Source organism: Bacteroidales bacterium, from assembly GCA_035299085.1.
In the GTDB taxonomy this organism is placed as follows: domain Bacteria; phylum Bacteroidota; class Bacteroidia; order Bacteroidales; family UBA10428; genus UBA5072.
This window is the reverse complement of sequence record DATGXG010000055.1, coordinates 1-18377: the sequence shown is the minus strand read 5'-3', so window position 1 is coordinate 18377 and position 18377 is coordinate 1. Positions and strand designations below refer to the sequence as shown.

Annotated in this window: 16 protein-coding genes; 4 read left to right on the top strand and 12 right to left on the bottom strand. The window is 43.6% G+C overall.

Annotated features, from left to right (window positions below):
• Window positions 1–9 precede the first annotated feature (9 nt).
• The 6 genes from VK179_18735 to VK179_18710 all read right to left on the bottom strand — a co-directional run bounded on the left by VK179_18735 (window position 10) and on the right by VK179_18710 (window position 4051).
• On the bottom strand, window positions 10–798 hold the full coding sequence (locus VK179_18735; GenBank protein ID HLO60795.1) for a head GIN domain-containing protein: 789 nt from the start codon (window positions 796–798) through the stop codon (window positions 10–12).
• A gap of 48 nt (window positions 799–846) precedes the next feature.
• Window positions 847–1938 (bottom strand): hypothetical protein, encoded by a 1092-nt coding sequence (locus tag VK179_18730; protein HLO60794.1) that lies wholly within the window; start codon window positions 1936–1938, stop codon window positions 847–849.
• Window positions 1928–2479: a hypothetical protein gene (locus tag VK179_18725; protein ID HLO60793.1), complete on the bottom strand. Its 552-nt coding sequence runs from the start codon at window positions 2477–2479 to the stop codon at window positions 1928–1930. Before VK179_18725 ends, VK179_18730 begins: the two co-directional genes overlap by 11 nt.
• The gene (locus tag VK179_18720) at window positions 2463–3068 is read right to left on the bottom strand and encodes a sigma-70 family RNA polymerase sigma factor (protein ID HLO60792.1); all 606 of its coding nucleotides are present in this window, start codon (window positions 3066–3068) and stop codon (window positions 2463–2465) included. The genes VK179_18725 and VK179_18720 overlap by 17 nt, the downstream gene beginning before the upstream one ends.
• Before the next feature lie 94 nt (window positions 3069–3162).
• Complete coding sequence (locus tag VK179_18715) at window positions 3163–3492, bottom strand: DCC1-like thiol-disulfide oxidoreductase family protein (GenBank protein HLO60791.1); 330 nt, start codon at window positions 3490–3492, stop codon at window positions 3163–3165.
• Between the two features lie 31 nt (window positions 3493–3523).
• On the bottom strand, window positions 3524–4051 hold the full coding sequence (locus tag VK179_18710) for a flavin reductase family protein (protein ID HLO60790.1): 528 nt from the start codon (window positions 4049–4051) through the stop codon (window positions 3524–3526).
• Between the two features lie 91 nt (window positions 4052–4142).
• Here VK179_18710 and VK179_18705 point away from each other — a divergent pair, with 91 nt between their 5' ends.
• From VK179_18705 to VK179_18690, 4 genes are all read left to right on the top strand, one after another.
• On the top strand, window positions 4143–5459 hold the full coding sequence (locus VK179_18705) for an MFS transporter (protein HLO60789.1): 1317 nt from the start codon (window positions 4143–4145) through the stop codon (window positions 5457–5459).
• 180 nt (window positions 5460–5639) lie between these two features.
• Window positions 5640–7007, top strand: a complete 1368-nt coding sequence (locus VK179_18700; protein ID HLO60788.1) for a 1-acyl-sn-glycerol-3-phosphate acyltransferase — start codon at window positions 5640–5642, stop codon at window positions 7005–7007.
• Window positions 7004–7801 carry an SDR family oxidoreductase gene (locus VK179_18695; GenBank protein HLO60787.1) on the top strand — a complete coding sequence of 266 codons (798 nt, stop codon included), beginning with the start codon at window positions 7004–7006 and terminating at the stop codon, window positions 7799–7801. The genes VK179_18700 and VK179_18695 overlap by 4 nt, the downstream gene beginning before the upstream one ends.
• A gap of 82 nt (window positions 7802–7883) precedes the next feature.
• A complete protein-coding gene (locus VK179_18690; protein HLO60786.1) occupies window positions 7884–8948 on the top strand; it encodes a VOC family protein in 1065 nt (354 codons plus the stop codon).
• A gap of 338 nt (window positions 8949–9286) precedes the next feature.
• Here VK179_18690 and VK179_18685 read toward each other — a convergent pair whose 3' ends face one another.
• The 6 genes from VK179_18685 to VK179_18660 all read right to left on the bottom strand — a co-directional run.
• A complete protein-coding gene (locus VK179_18685; protein ID HLO60785.1) occupies window positions 9287–13735 on the bottom strand; it encodes an efflux RND transporter permease subunit in 4449 nt (1482 codons plus the stop codon).
• 1 nt (window position 13736) lies between these two features.
• Complete coding sequence (locus tag VK179_18680) at window positions 13737–14771, bottom strand: efflux RND transporter periplasmic adaptor subunit (protein ID HLO60784.1); 1035 nt, start codon at window positions 14769–14771, stop codon at window positions 13737–13739.
• A 30-nt stretch (window positions 14772–14801) separates the two neighbouring features.
• Window positions 14802–15425 carry a porin family protein gene (locus VK179_18675; protein HLO60783.1) on the bottom strand — a complete coding sequence of 208 codons (624 nt, stop codon included), beginning with the start codon at window positions 15423–15425 and terminating at the stop codon, window positions 14802–14804.
• 86 nt (window positions 15426–15511) lie between these two features.
• Complete coding sequence (locus tag VK179_18670; protein HLO60782.1) at window positions 15512–16096, bottom strand: TetR/AcrR family transcriptional regulator; 585 nt, start codon at window positions 16094–16096, stop codon at window positions 15512–15514.
• Between the two features lie 310 nt (window positions 16097–16406).
• Window positions 16407–17813: a glycoside hydrolase family 30 beta sandwich domain-containing protein gene (locus tag VK179_18665; GenBank protein HLO60781.1), complete on the bottom strand. Its 1407-nt coding sequence runs from the start codon at window positions 17811–17813 to the stop codon at window positions 16407–16409.
• 33 nt (window positions 17814–17846) lie between these two features.
• Window positions 17847–18377, bottom strand: a 531-nt coding sequence (locus tag VK179_18660) for a glycine radical domain-containing protein (GenBank protein ID HLO60780.1), incomplete at its 5' end; no start/stop codon positions are given.

Genomic DNA, 18377 nt, shown 5'->3' with positions numbered 1-18377 from the left:
TTGATGTGATTATCGTTCCCTAACCTGACCTGAGCCGGATATATATTTGTCAACTACCGGGTTTCCGGTGTAGTATACCGTGCCACTTCCAATGATGGTAACATCAAGGGCTGTATTCACCCAAGTATCTGCAACTCCTGATCCTGAAATGTACACCACGCAGACATCCGTATTCAGTTCGCTGGCTTTTATTTTTCCGGAGCCGGTTATTTTCAGATCTGAATTATTGCAGATTCCGTCAAGCTTTATATCTCCTGATCCTTCCAGCAATGCTTTAACATCTGCAGCATCCAGTCGGGCGTTGATATACCCCGAACCTTCCAGGTTAAGATTGGCAATTGTGGTTACCAGATTATCCAGGTCAATTTCTCCTGATCCGGCAAGATTAACTGATAATTCATCGGTTTGAATGCCATACGAATAAATAAGTCCGGATCCGTTAAGATCAATCTGGGTTATGTCCGGAGTTGTAACTTTAATTTCAATCGGGTGAGACGGCCTCAGGTCGTAACCTTCACGAGTTTCAATAATGAGCGTATGGCCTGAAACATGAGTCACTATAAAATCCAGAAGATTTTCATCGGCTTCTACTGTGGCGAATGATTCAATACCTGTGTCAACCTGTACTTCAAAATCGCCGTTCACTTCAATACGGTCGAAACCGGCCAGGTTTCTGTCTTCCATCTTCCTGTCGCCATTTCCGTCCACATGCCTGTCCCATAATTCTTCACATGAAAACAGAGTAATTGTCATCAGCAGCAAGGCCGGAATTGTCAGTTTGTATATTGTTTTTTTCATAACGTTAAGGGTTTATTTTAAAGACAACATTTTTTATGCAGGGTTGCATCAATGTTGTGAAATAGTTACATCGCTTTTTCTTAAGGCTTTTATTGTCACATACGAATCGCCGCTACCCGAGCCGAAAGTTCCCGTTGTTGAAAATACTTTTTCTTCGGGATCTATCACTTTTGTCGACAATTTGGCGATAGAATTCGGATACATGAAGTTTACAAGCTGGTAATGGGTAAGGTCAAAGTCGAATGCAACGGGCCTTTCAAATGAAAGTGAAATATCTGTAAGCTCCGAATTAATATTTATACCTGAAAATGACCTTTTTATATTTTCAGCATTAATATTTCCATACCGGCTGCTGAGTGTTATTTCATTGTTCAGAACACCCAAATTAATATTCGAAAAATAACTCTGGCCCGATAGATAGTTTGCATCAGTGAGGTACAATTTGTCTCTCCGGGAATTAATCTTCAGATTTCCTGTTTTTTCAATCGTTAACACCGAGGACTGGCTTTGAAGGTTCAGTTTTGGAGTTTCATGAATATGCATATTAACATAGGAAACGATCAGGTTTCCGTCTTTTAAAAAGTTGATGTCTGCATCGCCTGATGTTATTTTGATTTCACTTCTGCCATTCAGCCTGTCTGCCCTGAGGTCACCATAAGACAGCAAAATATTTACGGCACCGCTGTGGTCTTCGAGATAAACATCGCCGAAACGGTTTTCGATCTTAATTGTCAGCCATGAGGGGATCATCACGGTGTAGTTGATGATTACCGAATTGGATGATGACAAATAGGACCCGGCTATATCCATCAGATCCTTGAATACATCGGAGCCGGCATCACCGAATTTAGTGCGTGCAATAAGGAAGGACTGACCGGGGACAAATTCGAAATCCACATTCTGTTTCATTTTTTCGAGTTTCTGCTTGTCCTTTGCCTTAATGCGCAAATCAATGCTGAACTTCACCGAATCCTGCTCCCAGGGTATAACCTGCACTTTCCCGTATTTATTGGATATTTCAACCGATGTATTGGAAGTTACACGGAATGCACGCGACACATGCTGACTGTATTCCGGTACCTGGGCTTTCAGGGGAATCACCAAACAAATAAGAAGGATTATTGCCAGTTTATAGCGCATAGCTGTCTTTATTGGGAATGCATTCACCATCCAGGGGCTCCAGTTCTTTAAGCAAGTCTTCAAGAATTGAAATCTTCAGCCTGTAGTTCTCGATAATTGCTTCGATAACCTCCTGGTTGGCCATATTATCTTTAAGGTCGCTTTTCAGATCGGTATAAACACTGTCGAGTTCCGACATATCGTAATTCAGTTCTTCCTGCAATGAGGGACAATTAGCCATAACCGGTTTGAGTTCATCGAGTTTCTGGTTGATAAGTCCTGTATAGTAGGCTTCCGCTTCTTTCAATCCCGGAGCGCTTTTTTCACTCGCCAGGTTGCTGTTGATTTTTCCGTCGCGGTAACGGTGTACCATTTCGTTCACCGCGTACGATGCGGCAAAAATGAGAATCACCGAGGCAGCTCTTTTCATGAAGAGCATCCAGTCAATCTTCCGTTTAACGGGAATGTTTTTGCTGATCCGGTCCCAAACGGCAGGATCTGGATCACGGAAATCAAACTGTTCCCGGTTTTGGTCCATGAATTCTTCAAACCTGTCTTTCATATTGCTGGCTTAAAATAATTTCTCTCACTCTTTGTTTTGCCCTTGAATACTGAGATTTTGATGTGGCTTCAGAAATGCCCATAATTTCAGATATTTCACCATGATCATACCCTTCAAGCAGGTAAAGTGAAAATATCACCCGGTAACCTTCGGGAAGTTCCTCCATAGCCCGTTGGACCCTTTCAACAGAAAGGCCCGGTATTTCATCGTCCGTTTCCTGATTCGATGGTTCGGGTAACCTGTCCACCGTTACCAGTTCGGCCTTCCTTTTTTTTAAGGCATTGATACATTTATTCACCGTAATCCGCTTAATCCATGCGCCGAACGATGATTCAAACCGGTAGCTGTGGAGTTGCATGAAAGCTTCACTGAAAGCTTCCTGAAGCATATCTTCAGCTTCTTCCCTTTTATTCATCATCCGGTAACAAATGTTATACATGGCACGCGAATACAACTGGTAAAGCTGACGCTGAGCCCTGGCATTGCCGGTCTTGCACGAATCAATGATGTCTTTATGTATTTCGTGGTAAAGCGCCAATTGATTTCGCTGGTTTACATGGTTAATTGTATTTGCAACCGCTGCTGTCAACCTTGTCAGTCTTCATTTAATCTAAAGACAACATTGTTTTTGCAGGGTTGCATCTATTCTAAAAAAATATATCAGGTCAGCTAAAATGCGACCGTCATCGCATGGAAGCTATAAAGTTATACACTGAATTTCTGAGGAAGCGCGGAATAATCAGTAAAATTCCGGCTAGTGACCAGAATCCGCCTTTTTGTTGAAGTGCTTTAATAACGGCTGTGGAGCGGGTATACACATTATTTTCATCTACCATGATCACCGTTTTCTCAGGCAATTCTTCATCGATGCCGTTGTTTTTAAGAAATTCCCTGGCGGCTTCTTCTGAAGAAGACAGGAACTCAATTTCTTTCATTTTAACAGGTTTGAGAAAACTAATGGATTCCCTGCAAAACCTGCAATTACCGTCATATATGATCACAGTTGATTTCATTATTGAAACAACAGGTATCAGACAATGAGGTTCATTCTTCTTCTTCCTTCACATAACAATCTGTAATTTCGGCGATGAAGAATTTATGAAAATCCTTTTTGCCGTAATGTTTATTGACTAATCCGGTTGCAAGAAAATTTTCCTCTTTTATGAAATCGGTGTAAAGTTTCCTGCATTCGAAAACAATACGACTTTGCTCAAAGGAAACGCTGCCATCGGGAGTTTCAATGGGAGTAAGTCCCGTTTTAGCAATTTTATCCACTGACCGTCCCGAGTGTGATCCGCAATAATTCAGGGCTTCCTTGAAATCATCAGGGAAAAAGCTCATCGTGAAGATTTCCGAACGTTCAACGAATTCATAAGTGTAGCGCTGAGGCCTGATAAAGCAGATGGCCACAAGCCGGTTCCACAGAACGCCTATAGTTCCCCAGTTAGCAGTCATTGTGTTGAAATGATCAATCTCACCGGCCGTTATCAGCATCCATTCGTTGTTAATGAGATTGAAAAAGTTGTCTTTCAGTTCTTCAGGGTTGACAGATTGAAATAATTTTTTAAACATACAGGTGAAATTATACAGTAAAAATAATGTAAGTAGTTGATATCTGAATTTTTTGGTTAATTTTAGTTTCATAACGAATAAATAATATAGTATGGCTGATATCTCTCACCCTGTGAAGGAAGGAGTTCCTGAAGGATATTTATTCTCAAAAAGCTACACGAATTATATTTTTCTACTGCTCTTCCTGCTCTACATGTTCGATTATGTGGACAGGATGGTTGTAACCTCACTTTTTCCGTATTTGAGAAGCGACTGGAATCTCACCGATGCACAATGCGGATTGCTTGTTTCGGCTGTTTATTGGTCAATTGTGGCACTTACGTTTCCTGTTTCAATTCTGGTTGATCGCTGGAGCCGGCGCAGGACTATCGGTATTATGGCTGTTATCTGGAGCCTTGCAACCGGACTATGTGCCATTACGAAATCATTCGGACAGTTATTCACCGGCCGGATGTTTATTGGTGTCGGTGAAGCCGGGTATGCGCCGGGCGGAACGGCTATGATTGCAGGTTTATACCCCCAGGAAAAGCGCTCCTGGATGATAGGATTGTGGAATGCGTCCATCCCCCTGGGAAACGCTATCGGTATTGTACTGGGTGGTGCAATCGCTTCTGTCTGGGGATGGCGGCATGCCTTCGGGCTTGTTGCAATACCGGGTTTAATAGTAGCTATTTTATTTTTCTTTGTTAAGGATTATAAATCGGTAGAGCTTACCAAAACCTATGCCGACCGGAAGGAAAGACGTAAGGAAGTAGCTATGTCGGTAAAAGAGATCGTACTTGAATTCCTGGACAAGCCATCGCTTATATTCACCTATTTCGGAATTGCAGCTGTTGTTTTTGTAACTACTTCATTGTTAACCTGGTTGCCGACTTATTTTAGTCGAGTGCAGGACCTGGCTGAGAAACAGGCCAATCTCAAATCAAGTTCAATAATGATCCTTGCCCTTGTCGGTGCGCCCCTGGGAGGATATATTGCTGACAGGTGGAGAAAGAGAAAAATCAATGCCCGCTTGTTATTCCCGACAATCTCCACTTTTCTGACGGCCATTATGCTTTTTCTTGCTTTTGTGGTTTTCCCTGGCAAAATGCAATATATTCTGCTCCTTGTTATGGGAGTGCTGATCACCGCATTTGTATCAGCAGCTGCCGCTGTAACCCAGGATGTGGTTCATGCGGGGATGCGAGCTATGTCGTATGCTGTCGCCGTTGTAATCCAAAACCTGCTGGGTGCTTCAATGGGTCCTTATATTATCGGTCTTATTTCAGACCGATCAGATATCGGACATGCCATGTCATTTCTGCCTATAGCCCTTGTTATAGCCTCCGTGCTCTTCCTCTGCGGTTCGTTCTTTTATGAAAAAGACCTGAAGAAGGTTGAGGTGGTGAAGCTTGTGGGAGTGGAATAAAGAGTGGGAGACAGGGAGATTGGGAGACGGGAGTAAGACCTAACAGAGTCCGGAGGACCTGTCAGAGTCGGATCAGAAGACGGGGAGACAGGGAGAGTGGGAGAAATCTTCGAGATCTGCGAGAAATAATTACGAGTTCTGCGGGAAATAATTATTTTTGTTTTTCTAGAAATTACAGCATTGTCTCGCAAGAAAAGCATAGATGAGTGGGCGTTGGATTATTGGCTTCTGCAGCAGTATGCGAAGCTTTGCTACCGGATCTACTACCGGAAAGTAGAAATCAAAAATCTCGACAGAATTCCCCTCAATAAGGCGGTTCTGCTGGCACCTAACCATCAGAACGCGCTGATGGACGCCCTTGTTTTTGTTCTCAATACAAGTATGCAAATCGTTTTCCTTGCACGGGCCGATCTTTTCAAGACAAAACGAATGAGCAAGTTCATGCATTTTCTTAATATAATGCCGGTTTACCGCATTCGGGACGGTTTTGAAAATGTAAAAAAGAACGATGAGGTATTTGCCCGCACTACCGAAGTGCTGAACAACAGGAACAACCCGCTCATTATATTTCCCGAAGGAAACCATGGCGAATACAGGCGTCTCAGGCCACTTGTAAAAGGTCTTTTCCGTGTTGCTTTCCAGGCCCAGGAACCTAACGGCACAACACCTGCGGTAGTAATTTTACCAGTAGGCATCGATTACAAACATTACTGGAATTTCAGGACTACCATTTTTGTGAATATTGGCGAGCCTATCCAGGTTTCGGAATACTACACCGAGTATACTGAAAATCCCGCGAATGCCATTAACCGGCTTAAAGACGATTATGCCGCCGAGCTTTCAAAGCTGATGATCGACATCCAGACGACGGAATACTATGACCTTTACATGCACCTGCGGGAGATGTATAATGAACGGATGAAAAAAGAGCTCGGTATCACGGAAAAATCTCTTGATGCAGCTTTCAGGTCGGATAAGGTAATGATCGACATCCTCAACAAAGAACTTTCGGAAAACCCCGAAAATATAATTAAACTCAACAACCTTGTCATTCCCTACCAGGCTGAAGTAAAGAATCAGAAGCTACGCGATTGGGTGATTAAAAAAGGCGGATTCAGTATACCGCGACACCTGCTTTCTCTTGTTCTTTACCTGGCCGGGTTACCTGTATTTCTCTTCGGATTTGTACATAACATCCTTCCTTTCGGATTGACAGCCTCACGGGTTAAAAATATTAAAGATACTCAGTTCCACAGTTCGTTCAAGTTTGTAGTCAGCATGATTGTATTCCCGGTATGGTACCTTATCATCGGTGGAGTTCTTGCCCTTACACATTTGCCGATCCTGATAATCTTGTTTTATATTATTTTACTACCTTTAACCGGTTTACTCGCATTTACTTACTATATCGGATTCAGAAAATGGCTGGGATGCCTTAGATTTCTTTCAGGAAAGAATTCCGTAAAGGTGAAAAAACTTGTTTCAGACCGGTCAGCTATTATTTCAATGATGAATGATATCGTGAGGAAACATTACTCCAATAAATGAATTTTCAGGGTAAAACGGTTTGGATTACCGGTGGTTCTGCAGGAATAGGTAAGGCACTCGCTGAAGAACTTTTCAGTCGGGGAGCGGTACTTATCCTTTCTGCCCGGAACACAGAAAAATTACAGGCATTAAAAAACGATTTTAATTCAAAGGATCCGGGCAGGTGTCACATCATTCCCTGCGATATTACCGATCCTTCACAGATTGATAATGCTGCAGCGCTTGTGATGAAAACTGTTCCAAAGCTTGACATCCTGATAAACAACGCCGGGGTAAGCCAACGGTCTTATGTCATGGATACTTCGATTGAAACGGAACGCAAGCTATTTGAACTCAATTATTTCGGTGCTGTAGGAGTTACAAAGGCAATATTGCCGTTCATGATCAACAAAGGCGGAGGTAATATTGTTGTTATCAGCAGTATGGCCGGCAAATTCGGCTTCCGTATGAGATCCACCTATTCGGCATCGAAACATGCATTGCAGGGCTATTTCGAAACCCTGAGGGCTGAGCTTTCGGACAAAAATGTAAATGTACTGCTCGTATGTCCCGGCCGGATTAAAACAGATATTTCAGTGAACTCGCTTAAAGGTGACGGATCAAAATATGGTGTCATGGATGCCGGTCAGGCAAAAGGTGTCTCCGTTGAACGCTGTGCCAGCATTATTGTTAACGCGCTGAAAAGGAACCGTAAAGAAGTCTTCATTGGAACAGCCGAGCGATTTCTCCTTATTATCAAGAGAACAATCCCTTCATTGTATTACTGGATCGCCAGTCACGCCAGTCCTACATAAACATATCGCAAAACCACTTCCAAAACCGCAACCAACAACCCCACAAAAAATTAATTGGAAAACGAATAAACACCATTTAAAATTGAAAGAGAAACTGATCAGTGGCATACAACAGATTGGAATTGGTGTGCCGGATGTAAGAAAAGCCTGGAAATGGTATATAAAGGCTTTTGGAGTGGATATACGTATGTTTGAGGATAAAGCCGTTGCAGAGCATATGCTTCCGTATACCGGTGGCAAGCCTCAGAAACGCCATGCAGCACTGGCATTGAACATGCAGGGCGGAGGAGGATTTGAGATATGGCAATATGTTGAAAGAACACCGTTATCTCCCGGTTTTGAAATTCAGCTTGGTGACCTCGGAATTATGGCCGCCAAGATCAAATGTCATAATGCAAAGGCAACTTACGATATGCTGAAATCAGAGGGCACAACCATGCTCAGTGGTGTGCTCAGGGACCCCAGGGGGAAGGAACATTTTTTCATTAAAGACCCATACAACAATATTTTCCAGCTGGTTACAAGCAAGAACTGGTTCCGCAACGAGAAAAAATTAACAGGTGCCGCATATGGCGCCGTGATCGGTGTTTCGGATATTGAAAAGGCAAGAAGCTTCTATGCGGAGATCCTTGGATATGATGAAGTGATCTTTGATGAAACCTCTGTATTCGGTGAATATGCCGGTTTACCGGGTGGAAATAACCGGTTCAGGAGAGTTTTGCTGCGTCCGGGTAAACCCAGGCTCGGGGCATTCAGTCCGGTTTTCGGAACCAGTGAGATTGAGCTTGTGCAGGTTCTCGATCGTGAACCCCGTAAAATTTACCATGAAAGATTCTGGGGCGACCTGGGATTCATTCACCTGTGTTTTGATATCCGCGGCATGAATTTGCTTCGTGAAGAATGCAAAAAGAAAGGTTGTCCCTTCACCGTGGACGTGGATCACAGCTTTGATATGGGTGAGGCGGCAGGATCATTTTCATATACCGAAGATCCTGATGGTACATTGATTGAATTTGTTGAAACCCATAAAATACCCATTCTTAAAAGCATCGGATGGTACCTTCACCTGCGTAACCGCAGGCCTGATAAAGCTTTACCGAGGTGGCTGCTGAATGCGCTTTCGTTTAACAGGGCGAAGGATATTTAGGCTGGATACTGGATATTGGATGCTGGATGCTGGATAATCGAGCGTCATTGCGAGGAGCTTTGTTTTTCCTGATTATAGTTCGAATTTATCGCGACGAAGCAATCTGCCAGCACAGGAAGGGCTTATCCAAGAGAACGCATATGAACTCTCTTTTCAGCGCCGTGCCTGTTTGGGCAGATTGCTACGTCGCCATCACATTGTTTCATAATCATAAATCTATCTGGCTCCTCGCAATGACGAAGGTAGGGCCTAAAAAAAGCCCCGGGCTCAGAACTCACTTAATAATCAAAAAAGAAAATCCTGTTTTTATCCCGGGGGCTCTTGTCCTACTAACCTGATTATTCTCTTGCTGTTGCCTGCATGTAGGCTGTAAGTTTAATCCTGTAATCTGTACGCGCTTCGGTGACCTGGTTCCGGGCTTGCTGCAGGATGGCCTGTGCCTCGAGCATGTCGGAAATATTCAGAATTCCCGCATTATAATTATCCCTGTTTACTTTCAGGTTATCCTCGGCCTGTTTCAGATTTTCTCCTGAAACATCTACCTGGTTCCATGCTTCATTTAATTCATTCCAGCATTTTCTGATCTGAAGCAATAGTAGTTCAGTCTTATCTTCCATGTTATTTTCAGCAATCTCTTCCTGGTATTTTCGTTGCTTTATAGCATGTGAAGCTCCCCACCAATCCGACAAAGGAACATTTACAGTGCCGAAAACCATTGTGTTGGTTGTTCCTTCAGATGGAATGTCGTAATACATGGCTCCGACGCCCACACCTGCCTGCGGTAGATATTCACCCACTTTTAGCCGGGTTTTTAACTTTTCAGCCGTTACGCTTTCCTGCAACAACCTGTATTCATCACGGTTCTTCACTGCCATTTCACCATCGGCATATACTTCAGCCGGTGTTATGGTGACCAAAATTGAATCAGCCAGGGTAATGCTGCTGTCTGAAGGAATCCCCAGGAACTGGCAGAACGCCATTGTCGCCAGGTTAATTCCGTTCTCCAGTTTAAGACGGCTGGCCTTCAACTCACTTTTTTTAAGATTGACTTTAAGTACATCATTCCTGTTAATCAATCCTGCCTTCCAGGCATCACTGGCCTCATTATACAGGCTGTCAATAAGCTGTTCCGCTGCATCAAGGGTTCTTCTTTTTTCGGTGAGCGATACAATTTGCCAGTACTGCTCTTCGGTTTTCAGCAACACTTCTTTTTCAGATAGATTAAGCTTTTGCTCGTTTACTGAAATACCTACACCGGCAAGCCTGTTTCCGTTAATAATCCTACCGCCGGCAAAAACAGGCTGCACAGCTGTAACCGCACCCACGGTTCCCTTGTCGATAAGGGACAGCGATATACCTGGAAAATAAGCAAACTGCGTTGCCGTCATCAGGTTGGCGGGATTGCCGTCGTACACAGGCAGGTTACCACCGGGTATGTCAAGGTTCAGAAGCGGATCATTGAACCTGAACATCATACCGGTTGCACTCACTTTCGGAAAAAAGCCCGTGAAGGCTTCCTTTTTTACCTGCCTGGAAGTAAGCAGTTCAAGGTTTGCATTTTTCACCAGTACATTGTTTTCAAGGGCCAGTTTCCTGCTGTCTTCGAGTGTTATAGCCTGCTGTGCGGATAAATTCCGGTTACCTGCAAAAAGCATTAGGGCTAGTACCGCAACTGTAACTACAGGTTTTAAAGACGAAGCTGTAAAAGGATTTTTTGTCCCGGCTTTGTCCTCATTTTTATAGACCATCCAGTATGTAACCGGCAGGATCATTACTAACAGCACCATTGATGTTAGGGTTCCGAGGCATATGACTGCACCCATCGGGCTCCAAAGGGGGTTGGCACTTATGATCATTGAAAGTACTCCCACCGAAGCGGCGGCTGATGTTAGGAATATTGGCCTCATCCTTCGTTTTCCGGCTTCAATAGCGGCTTCCTTTACACCAAGTCCGTGTTTTTCACGCAATTCTTCGGCATAATCAAGCATGATAATTCCGTTTCGGACAAGTATTCCAACCAGACTGACTATTCCAAGAATTGAAGTGATACCGAATTCAACCCGGACAAGCAGCACTCCTGCAAATGCTCCAAGGAGACTCAGTGAAGCAGATAAAAGAACAAGCAGAGCCATGCTGATCTTCCTGAAGTGAGCGACAAGTATCATGAATATCATAAATATGCTGATAGCGAGACCACTTAAAATCCCCGGCAGATGCTCGTCATCATTTTCATTTGCACCACCGTAGCTGAGGCTGACTCCGGCCGGAAGGGCCGTCTTTTCAGCAATAGCTTTCACTTCAGGAAATATGTGATTTACATTTTCCCCTCGATTAATATCAGCCATCACAGTTAAGGTGCGTAAGCCGTTACGCCGTACAATCTGCCCCTCATTCCAGTCGGGTTTCACGGTTGCTATCTGCCTTAAAGGGACAGAAACTCCCGGAATCAGCGAATGTATGTACTCATTGCTGATCAGGTAAGGATCGGTATTGTTGTTTTCAGTTCTGAGCTTAACAGGAACCGGATAATCGTCTTCCCACAGCGTGGTAACCGGCAGTCCGTTGTACCTCACAGCGAGGTTGGTGGCTACAGTTGTTTTATCTATACCGAGCCTGTTTGCCTCAACTGTATTAATATCAACCCTTGCAGAAGGTTCCATCTCGCCAAAATCGGTTCTTACCCAGCAAATGCCTTTTACCGCATCTATTTGAACACGAAGTGAATCACTTACTTTCTTCAGATCAGAAATGCTGTCGCCGGTAATCCTCACTTCAATCGGGGCGGCTATGGGCTGATAATCGAGCTGTTTGAACCGGATATAGGCGTTCGGGAAATAGTTCCCGTATTTTCCTGCATATTCGTTCAGAAGATTTTCGGTTTCTGTGCTTGAAACGGTGTTTACAATAAACTGGGCATAGTTATGTGCCGGTATCCGTGGCGCATAGGTGGTATGAAAGCGGGGAGAACTGCATCCGATAAATGAAGTCACCGATAGAATTCGTTTATCCTGTTTAAGCAGGTGTTCCAGGCTATCGGCCACGGTTTCGGTTAAATGCAATGAACTACCCTGCGGAAGGTAAATTTCGACTGCAAACTGATCCCTTTCGGCAACCGGCATCAGGCGCTGGGGAACGATGAAAAACAAAGCGACCGCCAGAAGAACAGATAGAACACCCATGGCAATCGTCATTTTCGGCCTGTCAAATGCTCTTAACAGGTTTTTCTCATAATTTCGCTGGATAAAATCGAGGAGGTTGAACTTACGGGCTTTATGCTCATGATGACTTTTGAAACCTGTACGGATAAAGAAATACTCGAGGTAAGGAATGACAAGCATAGCAATCATCAGTGAAATTCCGAGGGTCAATGTAACCGTCCAGGGAAACATCAGGACGAAATCTTTCAACGTTCCTTTCAGGGTGAAGAGGAAAGGGAAAAAGGTTATACTTATGGCCAATGTTGCAGAAAAGATGGCTTTAAAGTATGTTTTTGCGCTTGATATGGCGGCAGCCCATCTTGACATGCCCTGGTCAATTTTTTCCATATAACTATCCACAATAACGATCGAATTGTCTACGATCATACCGAGCACAACGATCAATGCAGCAAGCGTCACAGTATTTAATTCGAATCCGAACACATACATGAGGCCAAGCGATATAAAAATCGTAACCGGGATAGACGAAGCGGCAACAGAAGCCACACGGAATGGCAGAAGCAACATGGTAACGGCAATAACTGAAACTATGGCGAAAACAAGTTCAATCAGAAAAGCAGTGACTGAAGTCTTTACAACTTTGGGCTGATCAGCTATCCGTTCAATAGAAACACCGGCAGGAAGTTCTTTTTTAAAGTCTTTAAGGACATCGTCCACTTCTTTCCCGTAATGAACTATGTTATTTCCTTCAAGCATTTCCATTGAAATCAGCACACTCTTGTGGGCATTGTTTTCAATATAACTATCCGGTTCAGGGTATTCTCTCACTACCCGGGCGATATCCTTCACCCGTATCAGGTTCCCGGCCGGATCGGCATAAATGATCTGGCCGGCAATATCGTCTTCTGTTTTATAAACCGATGATATATGAATGGGAATCCGGTTTTCACTGTAGTCAACCGAAGAAGAAGATGCGGTAAGCCCTTGCGTAAATAATCCTGCGGTTATAGTCGACGAACTGATCCCGTATTTTTCAAGCTTGCCTTTTTCAAGATATATACTGATCTGTTCATTCTGAAGGCCATAATGCCTGAGCTTGGATACCGATTCAATCCTGCGTAACCGATCCTCAAGTTTATTCATGTAGGTCTCAAGCTGACGGTAAGATATGTTATTTCCTTCAATTGAAATCAATAGAGCGGAAGTGTCACCGAAATCATTGTCGGCATAAAGTGCCAGTACGCCGACCGGCAGGTTTGTTTTGAACTCGTTAAGTCCGTGCTTTAATTTTGACCAGAATTGATCAGCATTCTTTGTATGATCGTTCAGTTCCACGAAAATGATCATCAATCCATCCTTTGAAATAGAATAGGTCTTCTTTTTATTTACCTCCTTATAACTGAAAAGATATCGTTCTACTTCCGTTGTCATTTGCTGTTCAACCTGGCTTGATGTTGCCCCCGGGTAATAGCCGATAACAAGGCCCTGTCGTATTGTGATTGTAGGAAATTCCTGTCTTGGCATAGTGTACAGGGCATAAATTCCAAGAGCAACCATCAGGGCAGTGACAAGGAATACAATCTGCCTGTTTCGCATGGCAGATTCAACCAATGAAATTCTCTTGCTCATCTTAACGGATTATTTGCACAGGTGAATTATCATGGATCTTCTGGCATCCTTCAATAACAAGCATATCTCCTGTTGACAGGCCTTCAGTGACAGCCACATTTCCGTTTGCTGAAAAATTGCCGGTTATAATACGCTTTTGTTTAGCTGTGGCAGACACTGAATCAACCACATAAACAAATTTTTCGCCGGCATTATTAAGCTGCACAGACGACGCCGGTATGCTCACAAGGCTAACCGATTTGTTGTTGTTCATGGTTACGTTGCAAACCATGCCCGGCCTGAGCATATCGTTTTTATTATCAATCAGTACCTTTACCATGTATGTGTGTGAAATCGGGTTGGCCATTACGCCTTTTTCATCCACTTTTCCTTCGTAACCCGCATTGTCAAGGGCGGGAACCGTGATAACTGCCTTTTGTCCTATTTTAATTCCTGCAATTTCATTTTCAGGAACCGAAATGGCCACCTTTACTTTATCGATCTTAACCACAGTGATCGCAGGTGTGCCGGGTATTACATTGACACCGGCATCGATTGACTTTCTTCCGATTACCCCGCTGGCAGGTGAATATAGTTTGCAGTTTGCAAGATTTTTAGCGGCTATTCTCTCTGCAGCCTTAGCCTCTTCGAGGGCGGTTTCAATTTCAACCATTTTCACTTCGGGTAAACTTCCATTCCTGTAAACCGATGATAACCGGTTATAGGCATCTGTCGCCTGCTTTTCCTTGGCCTCAGCAGCCTGGTATGCGCTCCTGTAACTCACTGCCTCAAGCGAGGCAAGTAACTGGCCTTTCTTTACACATTCACCTTCATGAACCAATACGTTTTCAACCATTCCCGCTGTTAAAAAACTAAGCGGAAGGGATAACGATTCCTCTACAGTGCCGACATAGGTGTTTGCAAGTTTTGCCTCGCTGCGCTCAACGCGGGCGGTTTTTACAGGTATGCTTTCTGTGGAGGAAATACTATCTTTTTCGGTTTTAGCGCATCCTGTAAGAATTGCAGCCATAGCTACAATGATCCCGGCATATTTCATATGAGAATTTTTTGTGATATCAGGTTCGGTTTAAAAGAATAGTGTGGCGCCTACAAGCAACGACTTGTTGCGGTCGTCGGGGTTGTTATCGGAAACCTTTGCCAATCCGAGCGAATAGCGGATTCCGATTTGCATGAAATGGTTTCCGGCCGGTACCTGCACACCTCCGCCAATGACCCATCCGGCATCGGTTTTATTAATTTTGTCGCCCATATCGTCAACAGGTACTTCACTATTCACTATTTCGGCTGAGTTTTCAGAATACGTTTTAAAACCTGCATAGGCACCTGTAATTCCATAAAGCCTAGTATTGTTCTTAACAGGAATCGATCCTTCGAGCAAAAGTGGAATTACAGCATAATTGTACATGCCGGTGAATTTTTCGGTTCTCTGTTCGAGGTCAACCTGCCTTCTGTACCCTTTCTGTTCATAAAGTACACCCGACTGCAGACCAAATGATTTTCCGAAAGCCAGGTTTAAGGAAAGACCGCCGCCAAAACCGGTCTTTATGTCCTGGTTGTCATAAAGAGCCCCGGGCTCAGAAAAGGTGGTGAGGTTTAAACCGGTAGTAACTCCCACACTGAGTTTTTGACCATAGAAAGGTAAGGTTCCCAGTAAAACCAAAATAACTAAAAAACTGAAAATGCGTTTCATTATATTAAAAATTAATAAGTTAAAAAATATTTTATGTGTATAAATGGACTAAAAAGGTAAAACGGTCGAAAAAAATGTAAAAAAAATCAATGTTTAATAATACCGTAAAAAAGCACATTGAGCAGGCGATCGAGGTTAATCTCGGCATCTTTGCGTTTGTTGCTCCAGAACATCGGGATCTCAAGTCCTTTCAGTGCGGTTACAATTGCAAAGGATGTGAGTTCAGCTTCTTCCACCCTGAACACATCCTGTTTATGGCCTTCTTCAAGTATCTCCTTCAATATCCTTATTTCTTCACGGTCGTATTTCTCGCGCATCTGGTTGATCAGTTCATAATGGCTGAGCACATCGGATGCCATGGCCTCATAATAGATAGAAACTTTCTTCAGCGCTTTCATACGGGTAAAAACATAATTCCTGAGTTTGTCAACCGGGTTGTCGGCCTGGGAAACACTTTTCAGTATCTCGTTCTTAAGAATACCGGCCTCATGATTTACAACGGCTTCGTATATCTCTTCCTTACTTTTAAAATAATAGTAAATGGAACTCTTTCCTTTTCCCATTGCCCTGGCTATTTCATCCATGGTTGCTTTTTTAAAGCCATACCGGTTGAATATATTCCTGGCGCTGGAAACAATCTGATCTCTTATTGCTAATCTTTCAACTGCCATTTTGACTATTCGACTAAAAGAATAAAACGGTCCAAAAATAAAACATAGTTTTTTAATTTACAAATATTTTGGGAAAAATTTTAAAAAATCATATTCGTTTAGGGACGATAGGGACGATAGGGACGATAGTGATGATAGAGAGATTTCTCGCTTCGCTCGAGATGACAGTCAGTAGTAGGGCTTTCTCGCTTCGCTCGAAATGACAGTCAGTAACTTTGAACCGCAGGGGGAAGCAGTGCCGGCGGAGCCGGCACTGCTTCCCCCCGCATATTAGTACTTCCGATAGTCATTCCGACTGAAAGGAGGAATCTCAAACCCCAAACGAACTGAACGAATGTCCCTTTAAGGTTGCCTGGAGAATTTTATCGCCAATACCGATTTTGATTGTTTTATCGGAATCAGCTTTGTTTCCGGCAATTATTATTATCTGCCCGTCCGGGTTGCGGAATGCCAGGATTTCCTCATTTTCCCCTTCTGTCTTTAACATCCTGGCCCCTGGCTTGATGAAATAGCTGAAATGTTTTAAAAGATAGAACTCCGGATTATAGGTCACTTGTTTGGTTTGGCTGTTCACTGATATCATCGAATTCTGCTTCCATCCCCACATGCTTTTACCGGTTTCATCCAGCACGCTGTTCCAGAATGTATACACACTGACACCGTTCTCAAAGTAATGTTTCATCAATGAAAACGTATACTCGGCAGCAGGCCAGTCGTTTGAGCCATTCCCGCATTCCGTTTCCGACTGCATAAGCTTCAGTTCGGGATATTTTTGGTGTACGCCAGGAATAGCCTGTTTTCCGGCCCACTGGAAACTTACTCCGGATATATATTTTGAAGTCACCGGGTTTTGCAGAATAGTATCCACTTTTTCGACCAATGGCCTTTCATACGTACCAAACCAGATCTCAGCATCAGGAACGGCTTTTGTCATCTCCGGTCCCAGGTATTCACCGATGAATGTACCCAGGTCGGTTGCCGTCCACAGGCACGACGGAAAATTTTGACATGAGTTCATCTCGTTCTGCACGTTCACACCGAAAAGATTGATTCCTTCATTCCGGTATGCCTGGATATATTTTACAAAATACAGGGCATATGCGTCCAGGTATTTTTTATCCATCGTGAACTGGGTAACGCCTTCTTTTCCCTCCTGCTCCGGTTTCATATCGTTTACAACGTCGGGATGGCAGGCGTAATGATTGTTCGTTTTCATCCAGGCCGGCGGCGTCCAGGGCGACCCCCAGATTTTCATCCCGGGATTGTATTTCATGGCTGCTTTGATATATGGGATGAGCGTTGCTTTATCCCTTTCAATGCTGAAATACTTCATGTCAAAATCACCGGCAGAATCATTCAGTGAATAATAATCACGTGCATAATCGTTTGCCCCGATCGGCATCCTGCAAATATTCAGTTTAAGCCCTTCTTCAGTGTCATACAGATCTTTCAGAATTTTCTCCCTGTTTCCTTCATCAAGCACCGATAATGATGTCCATCCGAGTTCATTGAAGCAGGCGCCAAAGCCATCTACAACCTGCAGCGGTGCACCGGTATCAATTGTAACTGTTGCCGGGGCTTTATCCATTTTTTCTATACTCACCGAATTTTCAGCCCATGGTGCATCATTTGTTGTTTCAATCCATATTACCTTTTCCTGTTTGCAGGCGGTAAAGGCTAACAATACAATCACAAGTGAAGTAATATTTCTTTTCATAAGTGGCGAATAATTAATTTTATTTGAAATGAATCAATATAGTGTTCTGCTTAAAATTTCAAGTTGGGTATGGCGGGGTAAATTTACAAATCGTTCACTGAAACCGCCGACCCTGACAATAAGATTCTGGTATAATTCAGGATGTTCCATGGCGGCTTCGAGGTCACCCCTGCTGATACAGGTTATCATTGCCTGTGCGCCGCCTTTTTGCCAGTAAGTTGTGAGTAGGATCTCAAGCTTATCCCTGTAAGTGCCGAACATTTCTTTTGAGAACTTCATATTCTGAACTGCCCCGGCATGTATGTCAGTCCGCGGTTTGGCAACCGAATTCAGAAAGGCTGTCACTCCGCTTTTATCGGCACCACCAACAGGTGCATTGCCGGGATTCATATAGGTCAGCGCCTTTCTTCCGTCAGCAGAGGCTGATGTATGTTCGCCGATTACTGTATTGGCGTCATTATTAATAACCACAATGAGGTAAGAAGCCAGTCCAACCTCCTTTGCCTGTTCTTTTGTGAAATTACACAGGTGCTCATGTACCTGCATCAGCATTCCGTCTGCCAC